Origin of the sequence: Pseudomonas vanderleydeniana (assembly GCF_014268755.2) — a bacterium.
GTDB classification, from domain to species: domain Bacteria; phylum Pseudomonadota; class Gammaproteobacteria; order Pseudomonadales; family Pseudomonadaceae; genus Aquipseudomonas; species Aquipseudomonas vanderleydeniana.
Window position 1 is genome coordinate 3482465 of the sequence record NZ_CP077093.1, and the last position, 24795, is coordinate 3507259.

Sequence of the window (24795 nt, forward strand, 5' to 3'; positions counted from 1 at the left end):
GGTGATCAGGGCACGTCACGGCGGTAACGGCCCGATCACCGGCGCGGCTAGTCGACCGCCATCAGGCTGTCCCGGCACTCCAGGATCAACCGGGCACCGGTACGTTCGCCCGTGCCGATCTTCAGGTTGAAACCATGCAGGTTGATGATCGCCGCGACGATCGACAGGCCCAGGCCGAAGCCGCTCTGCTGGTTGCCATCGTCACACCGGTAGAACCGCTGGAACACGGCATCGCGCTCGGACGGTGGAATGCCCGGGCCGGTGTCGATCACTTCGATTCGCGTGCTGCCATGCTCTTCCGCGGCCAGTAGCACCACCTCGCCACCCGGCGGGGTGAACTTGATCGAGTTGCTGAGCAGGTTGGCCAGGGCCTCGAAGAGCAGGGCACGGTCGCCGGTGATCAACGGCAGTGTCGCTGGCAGTTCCAGGCGCAGGCTGATCTCGGCTTCCTCCGCCAGTGGCAGATAGAAATCATGCAGCTCGCGCAGCAGCGGCAGCGGGTCGAGCACCACGAAGCCGGAGCGACGCTGATGGTCTTCGAGTTCGGAGATCCGCAGCAGCCCCTTGAAACGCGCCATCAGGGTGTCGGTCTCGGCGATCACGCCATCCAGTTGCAGGGCCTCGGGAGAGTCTTCCGGGGCCTGCTGCTGGATGCGGTAGAGCTGTGCCCGCAGGCGCGTCAATGGTGTGCGCAGGTCGTGGGCGATGTTGTCGCAGACACCCTTGACCTCGTTCATCAGCCGTTCGATACGGTCGAGCATGGCGTTGACGATCGCGGCCAGCATGTCCAGCTCGTCACGACGGTTGGACAGCGGCAGGCGATGGCCGAGGTCCCCGGCGACGATCGCCTCGGCGCTGGCCTGGATCGCGCGGATGCGCCGGATCGGCCGGCGCCTGAGCAGGTGCCAGCCGGCAATGCCCGGCAGGATGGTCAGCGAAACCGCCCAGAACAAGGCGTGGAGGATGATCCGCGTCACGCCGAACAGCGAGCCGTTGTCACGCACCAGCAGCAGCCAGCGGCCGTCATGGGTCTGGGTGGCGACGGCGTCGCAGCTGTCCTGCGGCAGGTTGGGATCGTCGGAGTCGATGCAGTTGGCCAGTTCATGGATGCGACCGTCCATGATCAGGTCCGGTGGCATCTCCATGATCGGGCCACTGAGGTGCATTTTCTGGTCGTTGAACAGACCGTAGGCGTCTACGCCGCGCATGTCGAAGGTCATGCTGGTGGTCAGTGCGTCCACCAGTTGCTGGCCCTGGAAGCGCGAGAACAGGTGCTGGCGCTGCATCAGCGAGTGGCGCGCCAGGGTATTGAGGTAGCCCGAGACCTCGTAGTAGAGCACGCCCATCAGGCTGCAGCTCCAGGCCACGAACAGGAAACTGTACAGCGCCAGCATGCGGCTGGTGGAGGAGCGCCAGCCCTTAGAGGGGTTCGGCAATGACATAACCCGAGCCTCGTACCGTGCGGATCAGTGGCGGCAGGCCCGGGCTGTCGATTTTCTTGCGCAGGCGGCCGATGTGCACGTCGATCAGGTTGGTACCCGGGTCGAAGTGATAGCCCCAGACTTCCTCGAAGATCATCATCCGCGACAGGATCTGCCCGGTGTTGCGCATCAGGAATTCCAGCAGCTTGTACTCGGTCGGCAGCAGGCTGAGCAACTGGTCGGCGCGGGAGGCTTCGCGGCTGATCAGGTTCAGTTCCAGGTCGGCGACGCGCAGCGAGGTCTCGAATTCACGGGCGGGGCTCTTGCGCCGCAACAGCACCTCGACCCGCGCGGCCATCTCGTCGGAGGCGAATGGCTTGGTCAGGTAGTCGTCGCCGCCGGCACGCAGGCCGCGGACACGCTCGTCGACATCGGACAGGGCACTGATCATCAGGATCGGCGTGGCGACGCCAATGGTCCGCAAGGTGGTGACGATAGCCAGGCCATCGAGCTCCGGCAGCATGCGATCGAGGGTGATCAGGTCATAGTCACCGCTCACGGCGCGTACCAGGCCTTCACGGCCATTGTCCACCCAGTCCACTTCAAGCCCATGGCTGCTCAGTTCAGCCACGATTTCCTTGGCGGTTACAGCATCATCTTCAATGGTCAGGATGCGGGTCATTGCAGTTGCCTCGTACGGACCTTCACAACAGGTGTGGGATTTTGCCAACAAACCAGTGAAAGCTTCCTGAAGAAATATTCATGTTTGCCTGGCGGTCGTTAAGGGGGGCGCCTCGAAATCGGATCAAGGCCTGAAACATCTAGCCACACCTTTGCTGAATAAAGGCTGTCATCATGTTTTTCAAAGAGATTGCGAACGTTCATCAGGATTTGGTATCTGTTTGCATGCAGCCGCTGGTCGTGCGTAGCGGCTGACTCTCCTGTCCGACACTTCACGTTTTCCAGTGTCCGGATCGTCCTCAGTACAGGTCTTTTTATGCATCGCCGTAATCTCCTGAAAGCTTCCATGGCCCTGGCGGCCTACACCGGCCTGTCGGCCAGCGGTCTGTTCGCGGCGCGGGCGCTTGCCGCCACCGCGGACGGTGACATCGAACATTTTGATTTCGAGGCGTTGCAGGCCCAGGCGAAGGGACTCGCGGGCAAACCTTATGTCAGCACCCGGCAGATCCTGCCGCCGACCCTGGCGAACATGACGCCGCAGCAGTTCAACGCGATCCAGTATGACGCCCGGCATTCGCTGTGGAACGAGCTCAAGGGCCAGCTGGATGTGCAGTTCTTCCACGTCGGCATGGGGTTCAAGCAGCCGGTGCGCATGTACAGCGTCGATGCGCAGACGCGCCAGGCGCGGGAAGTGCATTTCCGGCCGCCGCTGTTCAACTACGCCAGCAGCGGTATCGACCAGTCCCAGCTCAAGGGGGACCTGGGCTTCTCCGGCTTCAAGTTGTTCAAGGCGCCGGAGATCGACCGTCACGACATCGTCTCCTTCCTTGGTGCGAGCTACTTCCGGGCAGTCGACAAGACCGGGCAGTACGGCCTGTCGGCACGTGGCCTGGCGATCGACACCTACGCGCACAAGCGCGAGGAGTTCCCGGACTTCACCAAGTTCTGGTTCGAGACCCCGGCCAAGGAGAGCACGCGTTTCGTGGTCTATGCCTTGCTTGACTCGCCAAGCGCTACCGGCGCCTATCGCTTCGATATCGACTGCCAGGCCGAACAGGTGGTGATGATGGTCGAGGCGCATGTCAATGCGCGGGTGGACATCGAGCAGTTGGGTATCGCGCCGATGACCAGCATGTTCAGCTGCGGTACCCACGAGCGGCGCATGTGCGACACCATTCACCCGCAGATCCACGACTCCGATCGCCTGGCGATGTGGCGGGGCAATGGCGAGTGGATCTGTCGGCCGCTCAACAACCCGGCCAAGCTGCAGTTCAATGCCTTCGCCGACAAGGACCCCAAGGGCTTTGGCCTGGTGCAGACCGATCACGAGTTCGCCAGCTACCAGGACACCGTGGATTGGTACAGCCGCCGGCCAAGCCTGTGGGTCGAGCCGACTACGCCATGGGGCGAGGGCTCGGTGGACCTGCTGGAAATCCCGACCACGGGCGAAACCCTGGACAACATCGTTGCCTTCTGGACGCCGAAACAGCCGGTGAAGGCCGGCGACTCGCTGACCTATGGCTACAAGCTGTACTGGAGCGCATTGCCGCCGGTGGGCACGCCGCTGGCGCGGGTGCATGCGACGCGCTCGGGCATGGGCGGCTTCACCGAGGGCTGGGCGCCGGGCGAGCATTACCCCGAGGTATGGGCCCGGCGGTTTGCCGTGGACTTCAACGGTGGTGGGCTGGAGCGGTTGCCGGAAGGGACCGGAATCGAGCCAGTGGTGACCACCTCCAATGGTCAGGTGAAGGATTTCAATGTCCTCAAGCTGGATGAGATCGGTGGTTATCGGGTGACGTTCGACTGGTATCCGACCAACGACAGCGTTGATCCGGTTGAGCTGCGGCTGTTCATTCGCAGTGGCGAGCGGACGTTGAGCGAAACCTGGCTGTACCAGTATTTCCCGCCAGCACCGGACAGGCGGCGTTATCCCTGAGCCCTGGGGCACCGCCTTGGAACAGGCGGTGCCTGCTCCAGGCTGTTCGCGGGCAAGCCACGCTCCAACAGTATGGTGTCGTACACAACTAGAGTGCTCGGCATATTCCTGTAAGCGCGTGGTTTGCCGGGGCGGCGGTTCGCCGCGAATGGGCCCTCAAACTCACTGCACGTTGGGCACCAATACCGGATCCTCTCGATACAACTGCGGCTCCATGCGCTTGAGGTTCTCCACCTTCGGCAAGTCGTTGATGGCGATGTACGGGGCGTAAGGATGCAACGTCAGGTAATTCTGGTGGTAACCCTCGGCCGGATAGAAGACCTTGTTGTCCTCGATCCGGGTGACAATCTTCGAGGGGAACACCTTGGTCCCGTCCAATTGCTCGATGTACGCCTGCGCGACTTTTTCCTGTTCGGCATTCACCGGAAAGATTGCCGAGCGGTATTGGGTGCCGCTGTCCGGGCCCTGGCGATTGAGTTGGGTCGGGTCATGGGCGACCGAGAAGAACACCTGCAACAGCTTGCCGTAGCTGACCTGGCTCGGGTCGTAGGTGATCTGCACCGATTCGGCGTGACCGGTATCACCCTCGCCAACCTGTTCGTAGTGGGCGGTGCCGGCCGCGCCACCGGCATAGCCGGACACCACGTTCTGCACCCCGCGCACGTGCTGGAACACACCCTGGACACCCCAGAAGCAGCCACCGGCGAACACCGCCGTGGCCTGGCCGGCCGTGGCAGGTTCATCCAGCGCCGGCGGGGCGATCTGCACGGCCGGTTCGGCGGCAAAGGCAAAGCGCTGGACCAGCAGGATCGACAGGGCCAAACCGGCTACACCGGCGATCGTCAGCAGGGGCGAGGCGGTCTTTTTCTGCATCACGGACTTGCTCATTTCATGCATCCTCTTGGCAATCAACCGAAGGTGAAGGCGTAGGCCTGGACACCGGGGTCGAGAAATTCGATGGAAAAGGTGTGGTCGCCGACCTCGCCGGCCTGGCGCACCAGCTGATAGAGGCGCTGCTCGGTCACCGTGCCCTGGCCGCTGGCGTCGGTGTCGGTACCGTGGCTCGCGCCTGGTGTCTGGCCGTCGATCAGCACCTTGAAGCGCACCGGCTTGCCATCGGCGCCAGGGCCGAGCACCAAGTGCAGGTCACGCGCGTGGAAGCGGAAGATGATCCGGCCGCCGTTCTGGTTCAGCGCCGCCTGTTCCGAACGCACCGTCCAGTCGCCAGCGAGGCCCCACTGGTTCAGTTGTGGCTGTTGCGGTGCGCTGTACAGCTTCGGTTGATCGGCTGCCTGCTGGCCCGGGGAGGCGAAGTTTTCCGCACGTTCGTAACCGATGTAGGTTTCCGGAGACTTCACCTCGGCCTCATCGGCCGCCTGCATGACGCCGCTGGCCTGGGTGCTGACCATGCCGCCGGAGACGTTGCGGTTGCCGGCTTCGGCCAGCAGCTGCTGGATCACCTGCTCGGAACCGGCATAGTCGCCTTCGCCGAAATGGTGGTAGCGAATCCGGCCCTGGGCGTCGACGAAGTAGTGCGCCGGCCAGTACTGGTTGTTGAAGCCGCGCCAGATCGCGTAGTTGTTGTCGATCGCCACCGGGTACTGGATGCCCAGCTTAGCCACAGCCTGGCGCACGTTGTCGATATCACGCTCGAAGGCGAACTCCGGCGCGTGCACGCCGATCACCACCAGGCCCTGGTCGCGGTACTTCTGCGCCCAGGCGTTGACGTACGGCAGGCTGCGCAGGCAGTTGATGCAGGAGTAGGTCCAGAAGTCGATCAGCACCACCTTGCCCTTGAGTTCGGCGGCGTTCAACGGGGAGGAGTTGAGCCACTGCACGGCGCCGGAGAGGTCGGGCAGGGTGCCCTCGACCGGCAGGCTGCGTTCGGTCGCCGCCGTTTTGGCGGCCATTGCCATCATGCTGCCGGCCGGCTGTTCATCGTGAACCCCGGCAGCCATCATCGCGCTGCCCTGCATCATGGCGTTCTGTTGCGGTGCCGGATTGAAGGTGTCGAGCAGTTTCTGTTCGATGCCGGAAGTGGCGACTGTCGACACCCGGGTCAGCAGGCCGGTGTCCAGGCCCAGCGCGATTGCCGCCACGCCGGCCAGCATCGCCGCGCCGAGGCCACGACGCAGCCATTCGCCGGTACCGAGGTTGCGTTTCATCGCCGTGAACAACCGCCCACCGACCAGCAGGGCGCCCGCCAACGAGGTGGCGGCACCTGCGGCATAGGCCAGCAGCAGGAAGGTCGTGCCGATGTTGGCACCCTGCAGGGCCGCGCCGGTAAGGATCAGGCCGAGGATCGGTCCGGCGCAGGGCGCCCACAGCAGGCCGGTGGCGATACCCAGCACAAAGGACGAACGCACGCTGGGTTGGCCGTCGTCGCCCTGGGCCGAACGCGACAGCCGATCACCGGCCGATACCAGCGGCCGGGCCAGGCGATCGGCCAGGTGCGGGAAGAGCAGGGTAATTGCGAAAAACGCCATCAGGGCCATTGCCAGCCAGCGTCCGTACTGGTTGGCCCGCACCACCCAACCACCGCCGACGGCGGCCAGGGTGGCGACCAGGGCGAAGGTCAGGGCCATGCCGCACAGCAGAGGCAGGCCGCTGCGGCGGAACGATTCGCCGGAGCGGGCGAACACGAACGGCAGCACGGGCAGGATGCAGGGGCTCAGGATGGTCAGCAGACCGCCCAGATAGGCCAGGGTGAGTAGAAGCATGGTGAGAGTCCTTGTCGGTAAAGTTGGATCGTCGCCGGCGCGGGCTCCTGCCGAGCAGGGCCCTTTGGGAACACGGCTGTTTGTGGGAGCGGGCCTGCCCGCGAAGCTTTTGGCGTCCTGGAGGGCCTATTCGCGGGCAAGCCCGCTCCCACAGGGATACCCTCTGTTCAGGCCGCACTCGCGCTTGGCGCAAAGCTCATCGCCACGCCATTCATGCAGTAGCGCAATCCGGTCGGTGCCGGCCCATCGGGGAACACGTGGCCCAGGTGACCGCCACAGCGATGGCAATGCACTTCGGTACGGACCATGCCCAGCGTGCTGTCACGGCGGGTGCCGACGGCGTTCGCCAGTGGGGCGGTGAAGCTCGGCCAGCCGGTGTGGCTGTCGAACTTGGTCGATGAGGAGAACAGCGCCTGCTGGCAGCCGACGCAGGCGAACACACCGTCACGATGTTCGTCGTTGAGGGGGCTGGTATAGGGGCGTTCGGTGCCTTCGTGGCGCAGTACCTGATACTGGCTGTCGCTCAGCATCGCCCGCCATTCGGCGTCGCTGTGGTTGACTTCGAAGGTCTCGTCCGAAGCCTCGGGGGCTGCGCTGCTGCCGAGGGTGGCCGCCACTGCGCGCCAATCGACGAAGCCGGCGGCGAGCAGGGCAGCGGCACTGGAAAACAGAAAGCGTCTTCTGGAGGACATGGCGTAGATTCCATGGCAATTGATCAGGCTTTCAGTGTCGGGCGGCAACGGTCGCCAAATCCTCCCGTAAAGTTAAATTAATCGTGAACATTTTCCTCTCGACGATTCGGCACAATGGGCTCGACGCCTTATGCTGTGAGCGTCACGGATACTTCACTTGCAGGAACGCCCTTCCATGGATTCACCCAAACGCATTCTGATCGTCGAAGATGACCTGCACCTGGCCGGGCTGCTGAGCCTGCACCTGCGTGACGAGGGCTACGAGGTCACCCATTGTGCCGACGGCAACCTGGGCCTGGCGCAGCTGGAAAAGGGCGGTTGGGATGCCTTGATCCTCGACCTGATGCTGCCCGGTGTCGATGGCCTGGAGATCTGTCGCCAGGCCCGGGCCATGGCGCGCTACACGCCGATCATCATCACCAGCGCCCGTTCCAGCGAGATGCACCGGGTATTGGGCCTGGAACTGGGGGCCGACGATTACCTGGCCAAGCCGTTTTCCATGCTTGAGCTGGCTGCGCGGGTCAAGGCCCTGCTGCGGCGGGTCGATGCCCTGGCCAAGAGCCTCAAGGTCGATGCCGGCAGCCTGGAAGCCAATGGTCTGAGCCTGGACCCGCTGACCCGCGAGGCCCGGGTCAATGGGCAGGAACTGGACCTGACGCCACGCGAGTTCGACCTGTTGCACTTCTTCATGAAAAACCCCGGCACGGTCTATTCGCGCCTGGACCTGCTGAACCAGGTCTGGGGCTATCAGCACGATGGCTACGAGCACACGGTCAATACCCACATCAATCGCCTGCGAGCCAAGATCGAGGCCGATCCGGCACAGCCTGAACGCATCCTCACGGTCTGGGGCCGTGGCTATCGGTTCGCTCCTGCGGGGCGTGCCGAATGAAACTGACCCTGTCCCAGCGCTTGTCGGTGGTGTTCTCGATCCTGCTGCTGGCCTGTTGTGGCGCGTCGGTATGGCTGCAGGTACGTGCCAGCGACATGCATGAAAAGGAAGTGGTGCAGGGGCTTTCCCGTGACCTGGCCCGCAGCATCGCCCTGGAAAACCGCCTGGTGGGTACCGAGGGCCTGACCATGGAGGGCGTGCGCGCGTTGTTCGGGCAGTTGATGAACGTCAACCCCAGCGTCGAGGTCTACCTGCTCGATCCGAATGGGCGGATCACCGGCGATGCGGCGCCGCAGGGGCATCTCAAGCGTGACCAGGTCGACCTGGGCCCGATCCGGCGCCTGCTGGACGACCAGCCGCTGCCGATCCTCGGTGATGACCCTCGCAGCACCGACGGGCGCAAAGTCTTCAGTGCCGCTGCGTTGCAGGGCGGTGGCAAGGCACTGGGCTATCTCTATGTGGTGTTGCAGGGCGAGGAACATGATCGCCTGGCGGCGCGGGTCACCGCCAGCTCGGTGCTGCGCACCACGTTGTGGGCGATGGGCCTGGTGGCCTTGCTGGGGTTGATCGCCGGCCTGATTGCCTTTCGCCTGATCACCCGGCCATTGCGGCGCCTGACCGAGACCATGCGCGACTTCGATACCGATGCCGCGCCCGTCAACCCGCCGACATTGCCCCTGGCCGGCTCCGGCGGTGGCAACGAAATCGAGGTGCTGGAAGCCAGTTTCGCGCAGATGGCGACGCGGATCGGCGAGCAGTGGCGGGCCTTGACCCAGCTCGACCAGGATCGCCGCGAACTGGTGGCGAACATCTCCCACGACCTGCGCACACCGCTGGCTTCGCTGCATGGCTACCTGGAAACCCTGTCGATCAAGGGCGAGGGATTGGCCGTGGAGGAACGCCAGCGCTATCTGGCGACGGCGCTGGCCCAGAGCAACAAGGTCCGGCAACTGGCCCAGGCACTGTTCGAGCTGGCGCGCCTGGAGCATGGACAGGTCCGCCTGGAGCGGGAGGACTTCTCGCTCAGCGACCTGATCCAGGACGTGTTCCAAAAGTTCGAACTGATGGCCGAGACCCGCCATTCGAAGCTATTGGCGGTGTTGCCACGCGGCGCGTCGATGGTCAGTGCCGATCTGGGCATGATCGAGCGGGTGCTGACCAACCTGATCGACAACGCGCTGCGCCATACCCCCGAAGGTGGCAACATTGAAGTCGCGCTGGTGCATGAGCCGGGCAAGGTTCGGATCACGGTCAGCGACACCGGGCCGGGTATCCCGCCCAAGCTGCTGGAGAACCTGTTCCGGCGACCGTTCAACCAGGACGGTGATCGTCGTAGCGGCGGGCTGGGCCTGTTGATCGTAAGGCGCATCCTGCAACTGCACGACAGCCAGATCCGCCTGCTGTCCATCCCCGGCAAGGGCGCGGTGTTCTGTTTCGAACTGGCGGCGGCCGGGGAGTGATTCAGCCACTGGCGATGTTCAGCTCTTCTTCCAGAAACCGCTGCAGGGCCTTGACCGCCGTCGCCTGGGCGGCGGGGACCGGACGGACGTAGAGCCCGAAGGTCACCACCGGCGCCGATGGCAGGCCTTCGGCCGGGCCCAGCACGCGCATGCTCTGTGGGCGGATATTGCCCTCCAGCAGTACGGCAATGCCCAGTCCCGCCTCGATCGCCGACTGTACGGCGGGCAGGCTGGTGCTGCTGCAGACCACCCGCCAGCCGAGCCCGGCCTGCCGGAGTTTCTGCTCCACTTGAGGCTGCCATAGGCACGTGCCGCTGAAAGTGACCAGCGGCAGCGGCCGCCCGCCCAGGTCCGGTTCCAGCACCAGCCCGCGGGCACCGACCCAGAACAATGGCTGGTCCCAGCTCACCAGGGGTTTGGCATGGATGCCATGGGCGTCGCCAATGACGATATCCAGCGCGCCGTCCAGTAACCGGGACGACATCGCCGCACTGCTGTCGACGGTGATCTCCAGGTTGATATGCGGATAGGCGGCGCAAAACCGCTGCAAGGCGCGCGGTAGGCTACCGACTGCAATGTCCTCCAGCATCCCCAGCCGGACCGTGCCGGCCACCTGGCTGGCCGACAATACTCTTCGGGCATCGGCTCCAGCACCCAGGATGCTGTGGGCATAGGGCAACAACAGATGGCCGGCTTCGGTCAGGCGCAGGCCTCGGGGAGAGCGTTCGAACAGGCGGCGCTCCAGGTCTTCCTCCAGACGGCGCAGTTGCATGCTGACGGCCGCCTGAGTCCGCCCGAGGCGTTGGGCCGTGGCGCTGACCGCACCGGTTTCAGCGACGGTGACGAAGGTTCGCAACAGGTTGCTGTCAAGATCGCGCATTATAAAATATCGTGAAGTGGGTTTTAGAAATATCAGCTTATTTGAAGGCTGATCGACTGGCTAGGATGGCGACTCACTCAAAGGAGTTTGCGTCATGCAGGACAACGCTGCCGTACTGAGCCCTACCGCTGTTCGAACATCGCGTCGCAACCTGTTGCTGGCGGCGGCGTTGTGTGTGCTGTCGATGCTCTTCGTGCAATTCGGCGCGGCGCTGTCGACACCGACCATGGACCGCTACGGGACTTTCAGCACCACCTGGCTGCGGCTGTGCTGGGCCGCGACCCTCCTGGCGCTATGGGTGCGTCCGCGACTGCTGACCTATTCGTTGTCGCGCTGGTGTGCTGCGGCCGGTCTGGGGTTGGCCATGGCCGTGATGACCAGTTGTTTCTTCGCTGCCATTCAGCGTATCCCGCTGGGCTTGGCGATCGCCATCGAGTTTCTCGGCCCGTTGCTGGTGGCGAGTGTGGCCATACGGCGTTGGCGAGCCTTGCTCTGGCCGCTGCTGGCGCTGCTGGGCGTGGTGCTGCTGGCACGCAATGACCAGGGGTGGATCGGGGAGCCGCTGGGCTTGCTCCTGGCCTTCGGTTCGGCAGCCGGCTGGGCTGCCTATATCCTGCTGATGAAGCGCGTCGGCAGCTTGTTCCCGGGGTTCGAAGGACTGTCGGTGTCACTGCTGGCGGCTGCTGTCATCACGGCTCCCCTGGGGCTGTGGCAGAGCGGTGGTCATTTGCCATGGCTACAGGTCATCAGTTGCGCCGGGCTGGCGTTGTTCGTGCCGTTGTTGCCCTACGGCCTGGAGATGATCGCGCTGCGGCGGATGCCGACGTCCGCCTTCGGCATCCTGATGAGCGTCGAACCCGCGGTGGGGGCATTGGCCGGCTACGTGGTGCTGAGCCAGCCCATGGTGCCGTTGCAGTTCGTCGGTACCGCGCTGGTGGTCAGTGCCAGCCTGGGCGTGCTGGTAGCCCCTTGAGCCTCATGCCGGCTGGTGGGGGCGGTTCGTCGCCGGCACGGTGGGTAGCAGGCCGTATTGCTGGTCGGTGACCTGGGCCACGGCATGACCATGCCTGGCGATACGGTCGAAGACCTCGTGACCCAGGCGATTCAGGCTGGTGGGGAAGTTTGCGGCAAAGGCGGCATCGCTGCCGGGCGGTGCCGCGATCAGCGTGCTGGCAATGCCCAGGTAGCTGCCGCGCCCTGGCGCCTGGTTCAGGTACTCGACAAAGGTGCGTACCCGCAGGGCCCGGGACTGGTCGGACATGATGTCGGCCATGCGCTTGAGTCGCCAGGGGCTCAGTATGCCGGCTTCGAAGCCCGGCTTGAGCGGCGCACCGGCATCGCAGGCCACGATCGGGTATTCGTAGCGCTTGCTGCGTCCGGTGCTGGCGTCGAAGAACGGCTCCAGGCCCAGGTTGTCGTAGACCCCGCCGTCATACAGGTGCAGCCTGGCGAAGGGCAATTTCGTTTCCACCGCCGTGTTGAGCGGCGCATCCCAGGCCCGTTGCATCCATTTGAAGCGTCGGCTGTCGAGTACCAGCGGCCCGATCCCGCCAGGAAAGGCCGCTGAAACCGCCAAGGCCTCGGCCAGGCTCATGTCGCCGGTGGCGGCGTAGCCGATGGAGTAGTCACCCATGTTGCTGCGCTTGAAGCGGAAACGCTTGCCGTTTTCGGCCGTGGTGCCATTGATCGACCAGTCAGGCCGAGTTCCGACCTGTGACAGCAGCCCATCCACTCCCCATTCGTTACGCAGCCCCAGGGCCAGCAGGTTGGCGCGTGACAGGATGTAACGCCAGTTCAATGGGTTGAGCAACTGGCGCAACCCGCTGAGCAGCAGGCTGCGCGAGCACAGTTTGTCACGCAGCGCCGGATACAGCCGTTGCAGGAAGTCGGCCGAGCCGGGCCATTGTCCGCCGTTCTCATGCAGCAGCAGGCCTACCAGCAGGCTGCCACCGGAGACGGTCGAGAGTTGGCCGACCCGCTCCAGGGCGCCTTGTTCGGCCAGGTACTTGAGCACCCCCAGATGAAACACCATGGCCCGGACACCACCACCGGACAGGGCCAGGGCGAAATCCGGACGTTGACCTAGCGAGACTGCAGGAGAATCCATTGTTCCTCTCTGATAGGGGCTGATACTGGAAAAAGGCTGGAGTAGTAGCCTTTCGATATTAACTGTTCCGCTGGCGAATGGTTGTACTTGCGCTGCCCACCCTCCGGATTTTTGACCGGGGATGGGCACAGAGTCAGCGTGTTTTGTAGGAGTTGTCTGAATTGCTGGCGGTGGTTACCCGCCGCATGAACTTGTCAGCGTATGGGGATCTTATGACGAACGTTGGCGCAGGCTGATTGATTATTGCTCACCCTGGGACCCGCAGCAGGAATGCCGGGTGCTGTCGGTGTAGCGGTCATGGAACCTGACCCAGTTCATGATCGGGCCTTCATTACGCCCCTTGGGCGTCAGGTCGAGGACGTTGTGGGCACCGATGAGGATGTCCAGGCCCCGCGCATAGGTTGAATAGGTATGAAAGATCTCACCCCCGCCATTGCGATAGAACACGCTGAGCCCGGGCATTTCCTCGGCACCGCCGGCGAGGGGCTGGTAGTTGTAGTCGATCTGGCCGCTGGCCTGCTCCTCGGGGGTGAAGCTGACGCCAAAGTCATGGTTGAAGTCGCTGCCGGCCGAAGACAGCCATTCGAAGCGCCAGCCCATGCGCTGCCTGAACGGCTGGAACTGCGCCCAGGGCGCATGGGAGATCACCACGAAAGACACGTCGTGATGAGCCAGGTGCAGGTTGGCACCGTCGAAGTGATCGGCCAGAAACGAACAGTTCGGACAGCCCTGCGTCCAGCCATCACCGAACATGAAGTGATAGACGACCAGCTGGCTGTTGTGGCCGAACAGGTCGGCCAGTCGGCGCGGTCCATTGCCGCCGTCAAACCGATAGTCCTTGTCGACCCGGACCCAGGGCAGGGCGCGTCGAGCGGCATTGAGCTGTTCGCGCTGACGGCTCAGGGCCTTCTCCTGGATCAGGTGTTCCCGGCGCGCCGCCAGCCACTCCTGGCGCGATACCACGGCATGTTGTTCAACGTTGGGCTGCTTCATCACGAGGTTTCCTTCTGGTCGGTGCCGCCCGGCCACTGCGCCGGGAAGCGAGGGCGGTACAGTTCTATGCTTAGTCGATTGACGCCTCGCATTCTCGACAGTCAGTTGTGGGCAGCTTCTGAACCGGACCAGCGGTACCCGGGAAAATATTTTCGGCGGCCTGTCGATTCCGTCCCCGGCCATTCGATTAATCCGTAGAGCCGCCACAGGGACGGCTCATCCACCATCAGGAGAACAGACATGCGATTTATGGTGATCGTCAAGGCCAGCCCGGAATCGGAAGCCGGGGCCATGCCCAGTGCCGAGCTGCTGGCGGCCATGGGGGCCTACAACGAGGAACTGGTCAAGGCCGGGGTGATGCTCGCGGCCGAAGGCCTGCATCCCAGCGCCAAGGGTGCCCGCGTACGGTTTTCCGGCAAGCAGCGTACGGTCGTGGACGGCCCCTTCATCGAGACCAAGGAACTGATCGCCGGCTTCTGGATTTTCCAGGTCCAGTCGCTGCAGGAGGCCATCGACTGGGTCAAGCGTTGTCCGAACCCGATGGTCAGCGACAGCGATATCGAAATTCGCCAGATCTTCGAAGCCGAGGATTTCGGTGAGTGCCTAACCCCCGAGTTGCGTGAGCAGGAAGACCGTATGCGCGCGCAGTTGTCCGGCCAACCGTGAAACCTGACGACAGGAGAACCACCATGAGAATCATTCCGTACCTGACCTTCAACGGTCACTGCAAGGAAGCCTTCGCCCTGTACCAGCGCGTGCTGGGTGGCGAGCTGTTTTCGTTGTCCTTTGCCGATGCGCCACCGGAGGCCGAAGTGCCCAAGGACAGTGACAAGATCCTGCATGCCTGCCTGACGGTAGGTGGGTTCAGCCTGATGGCTTCGGACTGCCCATCTGGCCAGCCTTACCAGAAGCCTCAGGGCGTATCGGTCTCGCTCAACGTCGACAGCACTGCCGAGGCCGAGCGTTTGTTCAAGGGCTTGAGTGAGGGCGGCAAGGTCGTCATGCCGTTGGCGAAAACCTTCTGGGCTGAACGGTTTGCCATGTTCGAGGATCGTTTCGGCGTGGCCTGGATGGTGAACTACGAGGGGGCCAGGTAACCCGCATTGCGTATCCGGTAGAAGAAGCTGCGGGAGCCGGCAAACCGGCCCCCGCAGTCGAATCATGCGGTCTTGCGGCGCTCAACCCCGGTCGGGCTGCCGAGGTCGACCATTCGACGTTCGATCAGCACATTGCGCAGGGCCTGACGTGAAGGCGCGTCCAGTTGATGGGCACGCAGATTGAGTTCCAGCAGGATCGGGGTGGACCAGTTGCGGTAGGTGCGTTCGGCCATCAGTACGGGGGTCGTCATTGATTTCTCCTTGAACAATAGTCTGCTGAGCAAACGGGTAATTCCATGAGTAGCCAAGGCTAGTAGAGAACCCAAAATGGTGCATGCGGTGTCCGACGGCTGGCATTGTGCAACCGTGCTGTTCGTCGGATTGCCATCGCCTGGCCGGACCACAGGTGTCACCCCTTGAGCGCGGCCTCGATCACGGCGATGTCGATCTTGCCCATGCCCATCATTGCGTCGAACGCCCGCTTGGCCGCCGCCGGGTCCGGGTGGCTGATCGCTGCGCTGAGCATCCGCGGGGTGATCTGCCATGACAGTCCCCATTTATCCTTGCACCAACCGCAGGCGCTTTCCTGGCCGCCATGGCTGACGATGGCATTCCATAGGCGGTCGGTTTCGGCCTGGTCGTCGGTCGCCACCTGGAACGAGAAGGCTTCGGTATGAGGGAAGATCGGGCCACCGTTGAGGCCGAGGCAGGGGATGCCCATGACCGTGAACTCGACGGTCAGCACATCGCCCTGCTTTCCCGATGGGTAGTCGCCGGGTGCGCGGTGTACCGCCGTAACCGAACTGTCGGGAAAGGTCTGGGCATAAAAGGTCGCGGCCTCCAGGGCCGTGCCATTGAACCAGAGGCAGATGGTGTTCTTGCTGGGCATGCCGGGGCTCCTTGGGTGGTGGTCGGGAGAGGGGGGGTCAGATTCTTGCCAGTGCCTGTGCCAGGTCGGCCCGCAAGTCCTCGACGTCTTCCACGCCCACGGACAGGCGCACCAATGCATCGCCGATGCCCAGTTGGGCACGGGTCGCGGCGGGGATGGTGGCGTGGGTCATGATCGCCGGGTGTTCGATCAGGCTCTCGACGCCACCCAGGCTTTCGGCCAGGGCGAAAACCTGCACGTTTTCCAGGAAGCGGCGCGAGCCGGCCAGGTCGGTTTTCAGGTCAACCGAAATCATTCCGCCAAAGCCGCGCATCTGCTGCCGTGCCAGCTCATGTTGGGGGTGCGAGGGCAGGCCGGGGTAGTGCACCCGTGCCACCTGGGGCTGGCGTTCGAGCCAGGTCGCCAACTCCAGCGCGTTGCTGCAGTGGCGCTCCATGCGCAAGGCCAGGGTCTTCACGCCGCGCAGGGTGAGGAACGCATCGAATGGCCCGGCGATGGCCCCGACCGCGTTCTGCAGGAAACCCAGGCGATCGGCCAGTTCGGCATTCTGCCCAACCACAGCGATGCCACCGATCACGTCGGAGTGGCCATTGAGGTACTTGGTGGTCGAGTGCACGACGATATCGAACCCCAGCTCCAGTGGACGCTGGACCCAGGGGCTGGCGAAGGTATTGTCGGCCACGCACAGGATGCCCCGGCTGCGACAGAGGCGGGCGACGGCTGCCAGGTCGGTGAGGCTCAGCAGGGGATTGCTCGGTGTCTCGATCCAGACCATCCGCGTATCTTGCTGCAGCACCGCTTCCAGTGCCCCGGGGGCGGTCAGATCGGCGAAGCTGAAGCGATGCCCGGCGCTGCGCTGGCGGACCTTGTCGAACAGGCGGAAGGTACCACCGTACAAGTCATTGCCGCAGACCACATGGGCGCCGGCGTCGAGCAGCTCGAGCACGGTCGAGATCGCTGCCAGTCCGGAGGCAAAGGCGAAGGCCCGGCTGCCGCCCTCCAGGTCCGCCACGCAACGCTCCAGGGCAAAGCGTGTCGGGTTGTGCGAGCGGCCATAGTCGAAGCCCTTGTGCACGCCGGGGCTGTCCTGCAGATAGGTGGAGTTGGCGTAGATCGGTGGCATCAGGGCGCCGGTGGTCGGGTCCGGCGCCTGGCCGGCATGGATCACCCGGGTGGCGAAGGCGCGCTCGGTCGCGGACTTGTCGTGCTGGCTCATGCGAGGGATCTCCGTAGGTGATTGAGCAGGTCGAAGCGGGTGATCAGGCCATGGAAGCCCGAGGCGTCGGCAATGATCGCCACCAGCCCGCGATCGAGTTCCGCCTGCAGCTCGGCGAGACTGGCCGCGGGCGAGAGGGTATGCAGTTGGTCGGTCATGACGCTGGCGACGCTCAGGCGAAAGTGCGCGGCATCGTCATGCATGCCGAGCAGGATGTCGGATTCGTCGATGACGCCGACCAGTCGCTGGCCATCCACCAGCACCGGCAGTTGCGAGACATCGGCCAGGCGCATGCGCTGGAACGCGGTGAGCAGGGTGTCGTCCGGGCCGACGCTGATCACCCGGCCGTCCTCGAAGCGGCGGGCGATCAGGTCGCGCAGGTCGCCATAGCGCTTGTACTGCAGCAGGCCCTGATCGTTCATCCACTGGTCGTTGTAGACCTTGGACAGGTAGCGGGTACCGGTATCACAGACGAAGGTGACGACCCGCTTGGGCCGGGTCTGTTCACGGCAGTAGCGCAGCGCCGCGGCCAGCAGGGTGCCGGTCGAGGAACCGCCCAGGATGCCTTCGGCCCGCAGGAGCTGGCGGGCATGATCGAAGCTTTCCTCGTCGGTGATCGAGTAGGCCTGGCGTACGCTGGACAGGTCGGCGATCGACGGGATGAAGTCCTCGCCGATGCCTTCCACCGCCCAGGAGCCCGCCGTGCCGAGCGCTCCGCTACGACTGTATTCCGCTACCACCGAGCCAAGCGGATCGGCCAGCACCATGGCCAGGTTCGGCTGCACACGCTGGAAGAACCGGGTCAGCCCGGTCAGTGTGCCGGCCGAGCCGACGCCGACGACGATGGCATCCACATCATGCTGGGTTTGCGCCCAGATCTCCGGTGCCGTGCTCGTTTCGTGGGCCAGTGGATTGGCCGGGTTGTTGAATTGATCGGTGAAGAAAGCGTCGGGAATTTCCCTGGCCAGCCGGGCGGCTACATCCTGGTAGTACTCGGGATGGCCCTTGCCGACGTCGGAGCGGGTGATATGCACTTCGGCGCCCATGGCCTTGAGGTGCAGGACCTTCTCGGTGGACATCTTGTCCGGAACCACCAATACCACCCGATAGCCCTTGGCCCGGCCCACCAGGGCCAGACCCAGGCCGGTGTTGCCGGCGGTGGCTTCGATGATGGTCGCGCCGGGGCGCAGTCGCCCGTCGCGCTCGGCGGCATCGATCATCGCCAGGCCGACGCGGTCCTTGATCGAACCGCCGGGGTTCTGCGATTCGAGTTTGAGAAACAGCGTGCAGGGGCCGGTGTCGAAGCGGCTGACCCGGACCAGTGGGGTATTGCCGATCAGTTCGAGTACGGCGGGGCGGGAGTTGTTCTGCATGTCGTCACCTCGTTACGGATAGCTTCGTGCTCGATGGCTTCGTATTGGATGGACAGCGGCTCAGGGAGCGGGGCAGTGAAGGGGGTGTTGTTTGGACCTTAGGTCGTGATTGCGTTGATCGCAAACCCGCTGGCGCGGGATGTTTGGGCCCGGCCGGTGTCAGCAAGGAATGGCGCTCTGCTGGCCATGAATAAATAAGTAGCTGTATTAAAAGAAATTTTTTATCCCAAGGGGCTTCCCATTGGGAATAAAGCTTGATACATTTATCTCCGTTGTCGCAGTGGTCCGCCAGGGTTGCAAAAGAAAGCGGCAATATCAGGCTGTAAAGCTACAGGGGCGTCGCCAAGCGGTAAGGCAGCAGGTTTTGATCCTGCCATGCGTTGGTTCGAATCCAGCCGCCCCTGCCATTTTCTCCAATCTCCAGATTTTCATCCCAAGGCATTTTCCGCCTCGAATCTTCGTTTTTTATTGTTCGTCCTGCATGTCGCGCCAGGCAAAGGCTCTGCATTGTCCGCACAGCAGGAAACTTGATAAAACAGAGGCCTTCCGCTACGCGCCAATACCAGGGATGGCCGAATGATCCACGACGGACTTGTTGCTCTCATTCACTACGGGCTCTACCTGATCCCGGGGCTGCTGCTGTGCGGTCTCTGGTTTGGCCTGGTGCCCAGGACCCAACCGGCCCTGCGCATCGCGATCCTGCTGCTGACTTTCGTATTGCTGCGCGACGCGATGACACCGCAGGGCTTGTGGTCACTCAGTCGCGACTTGCAGATCGGTTTTATCGCCAACCCTTTCGTCCTGGCAGCGCTCGGAGGCATGTCCCTGGGGCTGATAGCGTTGTTGGCCAGGCTGGCGCCGGAATTGTGGCGATGGGTGGTGCTTTCCAAGGGCAGCCCGCTGGCCGGATTGGCGGTGGGCCTGGCTACAGGTTGCCTGATAGGCCTGCCTTTGCGGCTGTATCAGGGGATCGAGGCGGGCGCGATTGCCGGTTACTGGCGCTGGCTCCCCGGGATGCTGGTGCTGGCCTATGGCGCCAATGCACTGGAAGAGGTGTTGTTTCGCGGGTTCCTGCAGGGCTACCTGGAGCAGCAGGTGACGGCACTGCGTGCGGCGTTGATCAGCGCCGTGGCGTTCTCCGCCTGCCATGTGTTCCTGGCACTGACCGTTACCCAATTGGGCTGGCCGGTACTGCTCTTTACCCTGCTGGAGGGACTGGCGTGTGCGTTGGTGCGGATGCGCTACGGGGTAGTGGCTTCGACGGTGACCCATGGCACGGCGATCCTGCTGATTGCCGTGCCGATGTCGGGGTGAATGGTCGCCGGTTTAGTGGACCAACTCCGCCAGCAACTGCTCCTTGTAGGCCTGCAGCAGTCCGGAGGCACGATCGCGTGGATGAGGCAGTTCGATGCTGATTTCATGCTTGATCCGACCTGGGCGGGCATCCATGACGATGACCCGGTCGCCCAGGTACAGCGCCTCCTCGATGTCGTGGGTCACCATGATCACCGTGCAGCGCTGTTTGACGCAGATACTCTGCAATTCATGTTGCAGGCGCACCCGGGTCAGCGCGTCAAGGGCACCCAGGGGCTCGTCCAGTAGCAATACCTTTGGTTTGTTGACCAAGGCCCGGGCGATGGCCGCACGCTGCGCCATGCCGCCGGAAAGCTGGTGCGGGTAGGCATTCTCGAAACCCTCCAGATTGACCAGGGCAATGTGCTCGGCCACCAGCTGGTCCTTTTCCTTCTGCGACAATGGATGGTTCTTCAGGGCCAGGGCGATGTTCCTGCCCACGGTCATCCAGGGGAACAGGCGGTGATCCTGGAACACGATGCCACGTTCCAGGCTGGTACCGGTCACGGGTTTGCCGTCCAGCCGTATTTCACCTTCGTAGTCGGCCTCCAGGCCAACGATCAGCCGCAGCAGACTGGACTTGCCGCAGCCGCTGGCCCCGACGATGCTGATGAACTCGCCGGGGCGGATGCTCAGATCGATGTCCGCCAGCACCGGCAGCGGCTTGCCTTCGATCCGATAGGTCTTGCTCAGGCCACGAATCTCCAGGGCGCCACTGTGCAGCGGGGTCTCGGTGGGGGGCAGGTGTTGGGCTATGGCATTCATGGTCAGACCTTTCAACGGGTGACGCGCCAGCGCAGCAGGTGCCGGCTGAGGCGATTGAACAGGAGGTTCATCAGGTAACCGCACAGGCCGATGCACAGGACGGCGAGGACGATCACTTCCATGCGTGAGCCAGCCTCGGCGTTCATCATCAGGTTGCCCAGGCCGGCCCCTGAAGACAGGAACAGCTCGCTGCCGATCGCTGTGACCCAGGCGAAGGCCAACGCGTGCAGCACACCAGTGGCGATGGCCGGCAGCGCTGCGGGTAACAGCACGTGGACGAACTGCTGGGTCCGGCTGAGTACCAGCACCTGGCCGACCTCGCGGTAGCGTTGCTCGACATGGCGCAAGCCCTGGTAGGTGTTGAGCACCATCGGGTAGAACGCCGCGAGACTGACGATTAGCATCTTGGAGAATTCGCCGTTGCCAAACCACATGGCGATCAGCGGGATCCAGCCCAGCATTGGCACTTGCCGGATCGAGTGAAAGAGTGGGCCGATCAATCGATTGCTCAAGGACGACAGAGCCATCAGAACGCCCAGAGCAATACCGAACAGGATCCCCAGTGCCAGCCCGCCGCAGGTTCGGGCCAGGCTGGCTGCGAGGTTCACCAACAGCTCGCCATTGCCGAGCAGTTCCAGCAGGGCTGCACCGATGCTCGACAGCGGCACGAAGGCATAGGCACCAGAGGCACCCTGACGTGACAGGTATTCCCACAGCCCGAGCAGCAGCAGGGGCAACAGCAGGCCGCGGCCTTTGCCAAGTAGACGACTCATGGACGCCCCCGGTTGGCCTGCCAGCGAAACAGGCGTTGTTCAAGCTGGCGAAAGGAATAGTCGAGGGCAAAACCGATCACCCCGGTAATGAGCACGCCGACCATCACCACATCGATGCGCAGCATTTGCCGGCTCATTTCGATCATCTGCCCCAAACCACTGTCGGCGGCCAGCAGCTCGGTCGCCACCAACACCACCCAGGCACGGGTCAGTGCAATACGAAAGCCGGTGATGATCGAGGGGGCGGCGGCGGGCAGGGCAATTTCACGGACGAAAGTCGGCCAGCGCAGCCGGTAGACGTCGGCGACTTCGAAGTAGCTGCGTGGAATGGCCTTGATGCCCTCGCTGGCGGCCAGGGCCACTGGAAAGAAGGCAGTCTTGGCGACGATGACGATCTTGAAGGTCTCATCAATACCGAACAGCAGCACGAACATCGGGATCAGCGCGATACTGGGTATCTGGCGCAGCGTATGGAACAGTGGGCCGCAATAGGCCTGGACCCGTTTCGACAAGGCCATGACGATACCGAATGCCAGGCCGGCCAGGGCCCCAATGCCAAAACCCAGAGTCAGGCGCGACAGGCTGTCGTGCAGGTGTTCGAGCAGCTCGCCGCTGGCCAGCAGTTCCTCAAAACTTTGCAGGACTCGCGCCGGGGGAACCAGCAGGTTGCGTGGGAAGAAACCGGCGTCGGCGACCAGGGCCCAGAGGAGTAGCAGGGCCAGGGGCGAAATGAGCCAGGTCAGGGATTCGAGCAGGCGCTTGTGGGGCATGAGGGATCGGGACCGGGTGAAATTCCCCGGGGGTATCGCAAGAGGTGTGCCAGTTGGTGGTGGGATGTCCGGGCGGGTGCTATCGCCAGCCAGCCGGCTCCCACAATGACCGCGTCGTTCACGGATTCATCATATGACACAGATCCCAGCAGGAGCTGGCTGGCTGGCGACAGCATTACCACGGGCACCCTGGATTGATGCCCTGGCAACACCCGACTGCTGCTCCAGCAGCAGTCGATCAGCAATCCCCTAGAAGTTGTAGCTCAGGCTGGTGTAGTAGAACGCCCCCTGGGCCCCTTCGGGACTGGTGATCGAGTACTTGGGGACGCCATAGAGTTGCGTGCCGCTGGCCTTGTCCGGATAACTGTCGAACAGGTTGATCGCGCCGACCGACACCTTGAGGGACTTGTTGAAGGTGTAAGACACGTCCAGGTCGGTGACCCACTGTGCACTGTAGGTCTGGTCCAGGGTCGGGTTGGTGGCGTTCAGGCTCTTCCATTCGCCATAGCGGCGCTGGGCGATGGTCACGCCCCAGTTGTCATACAGCCAGTTGGCGCTCAGGGTCAGCTTGGAATCCGGCGTCCCGTCCTCGATCAGGCCCTGGGTGGCGCGCCCGATGATTTGCGAGCCGCTGATCCCGCCGACGTCGCGTAGCGCGGTGATGGTGGTGTTGTTCTTGCTGAAACCGCTGCTCAGGTTCAGCCGCCCCCATTGCTGCAGGTCCAGTTGGTAGTTGCCGGTCAGCTCGACGCCGTCGGTGCGGGTGTCGGCGATGTTGGTGTAGAACGCCGCACTCTGGATATTGGCGTAGGGCGTACCAGCAAAGATCGGCGAGACAACCGAGGCGGGCAGCTGGTCGGAGAGGGTGATGCGATTGGAAATGTCGATCCGGTAGGCGTCCACCGTCACCGAGGCATTGGGCAGCGGGCGCCAGACCAGGCCCAGGGAGTAGTTTTTCGATTCTTCCGGTTTCAGCGCCTTGCCGCCGAGCAGTTGCGCCTCGGGGCTGTCGGCACGCAGTGTGCGCTGCTGGACCTCGACATAGTTGCCGCTGCCCGGTGGTTGCTCCACCACCTGGACGCTGAAGGATGACATGCCGCTCTGTACCAGCGAGGGCGCGCGATAGCCCGTGCTGGCGGTGGCCCGGGCGGCCAGTTCGGGGGTGAAGTCATAGCGCAGCGAGAGTTTGCCGTTGGTGGTATCCCCGAAGTCCGAGTAGTGCTCGGTGCGCACGGCCACGCCCGCCTGGAATTTCTCGGTGACCTGGCCCTCGATGTCGAAGTAGGCACCCAGCACCTTGCGATCCAGGGAGGCGGCGTCGACCTGGGTGATCCCGGAGTAGTAGCCCGGCAGGCGCCTGCCGGTAATCGGGTCGATCGTGTTGAAAAGAGGACCATTCTGCCAGCCGGCGGCTTCGCCGGCGGTCAACTCGTAGTTCTCCTTGCGCCAGGCCAGCCCGGCGGAGAGAGTCAACGGTTTGGCCAGCAGGTCGGTGGGGAAGTCACGGACCCAGTCCAGGGTGAGGTTGGTCTGGTCGGCTTCACGCTTGCCGGTGTAGATGTTGCTGGGGCTGTTGACGCCCCAGCTCGGGTTGATCGCGTTGCGATCGTCCGAGGTCAGGCTGTTGTCGCCGTGGTTGATTGCCAGGTCGAACTTGCCCAGGCGTTCATCTTCCCAGCGCAGGCCTCCGGTGACGGCATAGTCTTCCAGGGAGTAGCGAGTGACCGGCAGCCGGCCATCAGGGTAGCGCTGCAAGGCCACGCTGCCGTAATTGCTGCGCAGAGCCGTGGGCGGATCGAAGAAACCCTCGGAGTCGGTGTTCTTGTGTGAGTAGGTGGCAAAGCCATAGGCGGTCAGCCCCTGGCCAAGACCCATTTCACTGTTGACGATGAAGTTGTACTGGTCGGAAACCCCGTTGGTGCCCCAGTTCCAGGTGCGATAGCGGTTGTTCTGCTCGCGTGGGGTGTTGGTGCTGGTGTCGCCGGGGTAGAAGATCCTGTTGTCCGGGTTGGTGTTGCTGGCCGGGTCCTGGCTACCGGCATCGAAGCTCAGTGTCAGGAAGCCGTCGTTGGGCAGGGAAAAGCCCTTCCAGCCGCTGTACTTGCGTTGCAGGCCATCGCCCTTGTCATATCCGCCGAAGCGGTAACCGATGTTGCCGCCTTCGTCCTTTTCCTTGAGCACGATGTTGATCACTCCGGCGATGGCGTCGGAGCCGTACTGGGCGGCGGCGCCATCACGGAGGATTTCCACGCGCTCGATGGCACTCAACGGGATCAGGCTGATATCGACTGCTGCCGCGCCACGGCCGTTGGCCAGGCTCTGGCGGGTGATGTTGGCGCTGGTATGGCGTCGCTTGCCATTGACCAGCACCAGGACCTGGTCGGTCGCCAGGCCGCGTAGCGATGCCCCCTGGGCAATGGAGCCGGCAAATGCGCCCTGGGGAGATTGCGGCATGGTGAAGGAGGGCGACAGGGCGGTGAGGGCGCCTGAGAGGTCGCTGGCACCGGTCTCCTGCAGTTGCTTGCCGGAGAGGACGTCCACCGGTGCGGCACTCTCCAGCGCGGTGACGTCGCTGCGGCGGGTGCCGAGCACCACTACCGTGTCGAGCTGGTCCTTGTCGGCTGAGGGTTTGGAGGACGATTCGGCAGCGAAAGCGGGCACGGCAAGGCTGCCAATGACCAGCGCGACGGCGCCGGCCAACGGGTGACGATGGAACATGGGAAAATTCCTTTCAGCTGGAAAATGTTATTTGCCGACCCCGCTTTTGGACTGCCCCC

General features: G+C 63.5%; 23 protein-coding genes and 1 tRNA gene. 8 read left to right on the forward strand and 16 right to left on the reverse strand.

The window, feature by feature from the left end; translation table 11 throughout:
- Positions 1–47 precede the first annotated feature (47 nt).
- Both HU752_RS15875 and HU752_RS15880 read right to left on the reverse strand, forming a co-directional pair.
- Positions 48–1442 carry a sensor histidine kinase gene (locus HU752_RS15875; RefSeq protein WP_186676660.1) on the reverse strand — a complete coding sequence of 465 codons (1395 nt, stop codon included), beginning with the start codon at positions 1440–1442 and terminating at the stop codon, positions 48–50.
- Positions 1420–2103, reverse strand: coding sequence for a response regulator transcription factor (locus HU752_RS15880; protein ID WP_010448343.1), 684 nt, complete (start codon positions 2101–2103; stop codon positions 1420–1422). Before HU752_RS15880 ends, HU752_RS15875 begins: the two co-directional genes overlap by 23 nt.
- A 315-nt stretch (positions 2104–2418) precedes the next feature.
- Here HU752_RS15880 and HU752_RS15885 point away from each other — a divergent pair, with 315 nt between their 5' ends.
- A complete protein-coding gene (locus tag HU752_RS15885) occupies positions 2419–4038 on the forward strand; it encodes a glucan biosynthesis protein D (RefSeq protein WP_186676658.1) in 1620 nt (539 codons plus the stop codon).
- A gap of 162 nt (positions 4039–4200) precedes the next feature.
- Here the strand turns inward: HU752_RS15885 and msrA are convergent, their stop codons facing one another.
- The 3 genes from msrA to msrB form a co-directional block, all read right to left on the reverse strand.
- Complete coding sequence (gene msrA / locus HU752_RS15890; RefSeq protein WP_186676656.1) at positions 4201–4926, reverse strand: peptide-methionine (S)-S-oxide reductase MsrA; 726 nt, start codon at positions 4924–4926, stop codon at positions 4201–4203.
- 20 nt (positions 4927–4946) lie between these two features.
- Positions 4947–6758 (reverse strand): cytochrome c biogenesis protein DipZ, encoded by a 1812-nt coding sequence (locus HU752_RS15895; protein WP_186676654.1) that lies wholly within the window; start codon positions 6756–6758, stop codon positions 4947–4949.
- A gap of 167 nt (positions 6759–6925) precedes the next feature.
- Positions 6926–7450 carry a peptide-methionine (R)-S-oxide reductase MsrB gene (gene msrB / locus HU752_RS15900; protein ID WP_186676652.1) on the reverse strand — a complete coding sequence of 175 codons (525 nt, stop codon included), beginning with the start codon at positions 7448–7450 and terminating at the stop codon, positions 6926–6928.
- A 175-nt stretch (positions 7451–7625) separates the two neighbouring features.
- Here msrB and HU752_RS15905 point away from each other — a divergent pair, with 175 nt between their 5' ends.
- Entirely contained in the window at positions 7626–8342 is a 717-nt protein-coding gene (locus tag HU752_RS15905) for a response regulator transcription factor (RefSeq protein WP_186676649.1), read from the forward strand.
- Positions 8339–9802: a sensor histidine kinase gene (locus HU752_RS15910; RefSeq protein ID WP_186676646.1), complete on the forward strand. Its 1464-nt coding sequence runs from the start codon at positions 8339–8341 to the stop codon at positions 9800–9802. Before HU752_RS15905 ends, HU752_RS15910 begins: the two co-directional genes overlap by 4 nt.
- Position 9803: 1 nt before the next feature.
- Here HU752_RS15910 and HU752_RS15915 read toward each other — a convergent pair whose 3' ends face one another.
- A complete protein-coding gene (locus HU752_RS15915) occupies positions 9804–10682 on the reverse strand; it encodes a LysR substrate-binding domain-containing protein (protein ID WP_186676644.1) in 879 nt (292 codons plus the stop codon).
- A 94-nt stretch (positions 10683–10776) separates the two neighbouring features.
- On the opposite strand from HU752_RS15915, the gene HU752_RS15920 reads away from it, so the two are divergent.
- The gene (locus HU752_RS15920) at positions 10777–11655 is read left to right on the forward strand and encodes an EamA family transporter (protein ID WP_186676643.1); all 879 of its coding nucleotides are present in this window, start codon (positions 10777–10779) and stop codon (positions 11653–11655) included.
- 3 nt (positions 11656–11658) lie between these two features.
- On the opposite strand, the gene HU752_RS15925 is transcribed toward HU752_RS15920, so the two are convergent.
- A complete protein-coding gene (locus HU752_RS15925; protein ID WP_186676641.1) occupies positions 11659–12789 on the reverse strand; it encodes a patatin-like phospholipase family protein in 1131 nt (376 codons plus the stop codon).
- A 240-nt stretch (positions 12790–13029) separates the two neighbouring features.
- Positions 13030–13782 (reverse strand): DUF899 domain-containing protein, encoded by a 753-nt coding sequence (locus tag HU752_RS15930; protein ID WP_186676639.1) that lies wholly within the window; start codon positions 13780–13782, stop codon positions 13030–13032.
- A 240-nt stretch (positions 13783–14022) separates the two neighbouring features.
- Between HU752_RS15930 and HU752_RS15935 the strand changes: the two genes are divergently transcribed.
- Together HU752_RS15935 and HU752_RS15940 are read left to right on the forward strand one after the other, a co-directional pair.
- Positions 14023–14448 carry a YciI family protein gene (locus tag HU752_RS15935; RefSeq protein WP_186676637.1) on the forward strand — a complete coding sequence of 142 codons (426 nt, stop codon included), beginning with the start codon at positions 14023–14025 and terminating at the stop codon, positions 14446–14448.
- Between the two features lie 23 nt (positions 14449–14471).
- Positions 14472–14879: a VOC family protein gene (locus tag HU752_RS15940; RefSeq protein WP_186676635.1), complete on the forward strand. Its 408-nt coding sequence runs from the start codon at positions 14472–14474 to the stop codon at positions 14877–14879.
- A gap of 62 nt (positions 14880–14941) precedes the next feature.
- Here HU752_RS15940 and HU752_RS15945 read toward each other — a convergent pair whose 3' ends face one another.
- The 4 genes from HU752_RS15945 to HU752_RS15960 form a co-directional block, all read right to left on the reverse strand.
- Positions 14942–15130, reverse strand: coding sequence for a hypothetical protein (locus tag HU752_RS15945; RefSeq protein ID WP_186676633.1), 189 nt, complete (start codon positions 15128–15130; stop codon positions 14942–14944).
- Between the two features lie 158 nt (positions 15131–15288).
- The gene (locus HU752_RS15950; RefSeq protein WP_186676630.1) at positions 15289–15768 is read right to left on the reverse strand and encodes a VOC family protein; all 480 of its coding nucleotides are present in this window, start codon (positions 15766–15768) and stop codon (positions 15289–15291) included.
- 37 nt (positions 15769–15805) lie between these two features.
- Entirely contained in the window at positions 15806–16984 is a 1179-nt protein-coding gene (locus tag HU752_RS15955) for a cystathionine gamma-synthase (RefSeq protein ID WP_186676627.1), read from the reverse strand.
- Entirely contained in the window at positions 16981–18357 is a 1377-nt protein-coding gene (locus tag HU752_RS15960; RefSeq protein WP_186676624.1) for a pyridoxal-phosphate dependent enzyme, read from the reverse strand. Before HU752_RS15960 ends, HU752_RS15955 begins: the two co-directional genes overlap by 4 nt.
- Positions 18358–18689: 332 nt before the next feature.
- On the opposite strand from HU752_RS15960, the gene HU752_RS15965 reads away from it, so the two are divergent.
- Together HU752_RS15965 and HU752_RS15970 are read left to right on the forward strand one after the other, a co-directional pair.
- Positions 18690–18764 (forward strand) — tRNA-Gln (locus HU752_RS15965).
- A gap of 169 nt (positions 18765–18933) precedes the next feature.
- The gene (locus HU752_RS15970) at positions 18934–19671 is read left to right on the forward strand and encodes a CPBP family intramembrane glutamic endopeptidase (RefSeq protein ID WP_186676621.1); all 738 of its coding nucleotides are present in this window, start codon (positions 18934–18936) and stop codon (positions 19669–19671) included.
- A 12-nt stretch (positions 19672–19683) separates the two neighbouring features.
- Here HU752_RS15970 and HU752_RS15975 read toward each other — a convergent pair whose 3' ends face one another.
- From HU752_RS15975 to HU752_RS15990, 4 genes are all read right to left on the reverse strand, one after another.
- A complete protein-coding gene (locus HU752_RS15975; RefSeq protein ID WP_186676618.1) occupies positions 19684–20475 on the reverse strand; it encodes an ABC transporter ATP-binding protein in 792 nt (263 codons plus the stop codon).
- An 11-nt stretch (positions 20476–20486) separates the two neighbouring features.
- Entirely contained in the window at positions 20487–21248 is a 762-nt protein-coding gene (locus HU752_RS15980) for an ABC transporter permease (RefSeq protein WP_186676616.1), read from the reverse strand.
- Positions 21245–22018, reverse strand: a complete 774-nt coding sequence (locus HU752_RS15985) for an ABC transporter permease (RefSeq protein ID WP_186676614.1) — start codon at positions 22016–22018, stop codon at positions 21245–21247. Before HU752_RS15985 ends, HU752_RS15980 begins: the two co-directional genes overlap by 4 nt.
- A 249-nt stretch (positions 22019–22267) precedes the next feature.
- Positions 22268–24736 carry a TonB-dependent receptor plug domain-containing protein gene (locus HU752_RS15990; protein WP_186676612.1) on the reverse strand — a complete coding sequence of 823 codons (2469 nt, stop codon included), beginning with the start codon at positions 24734–24736 and terminating at the stop codon, positions 22268–22270.
- Between the last annotated feature and the right edge of the window lie 59 nt (positions 24737–24795).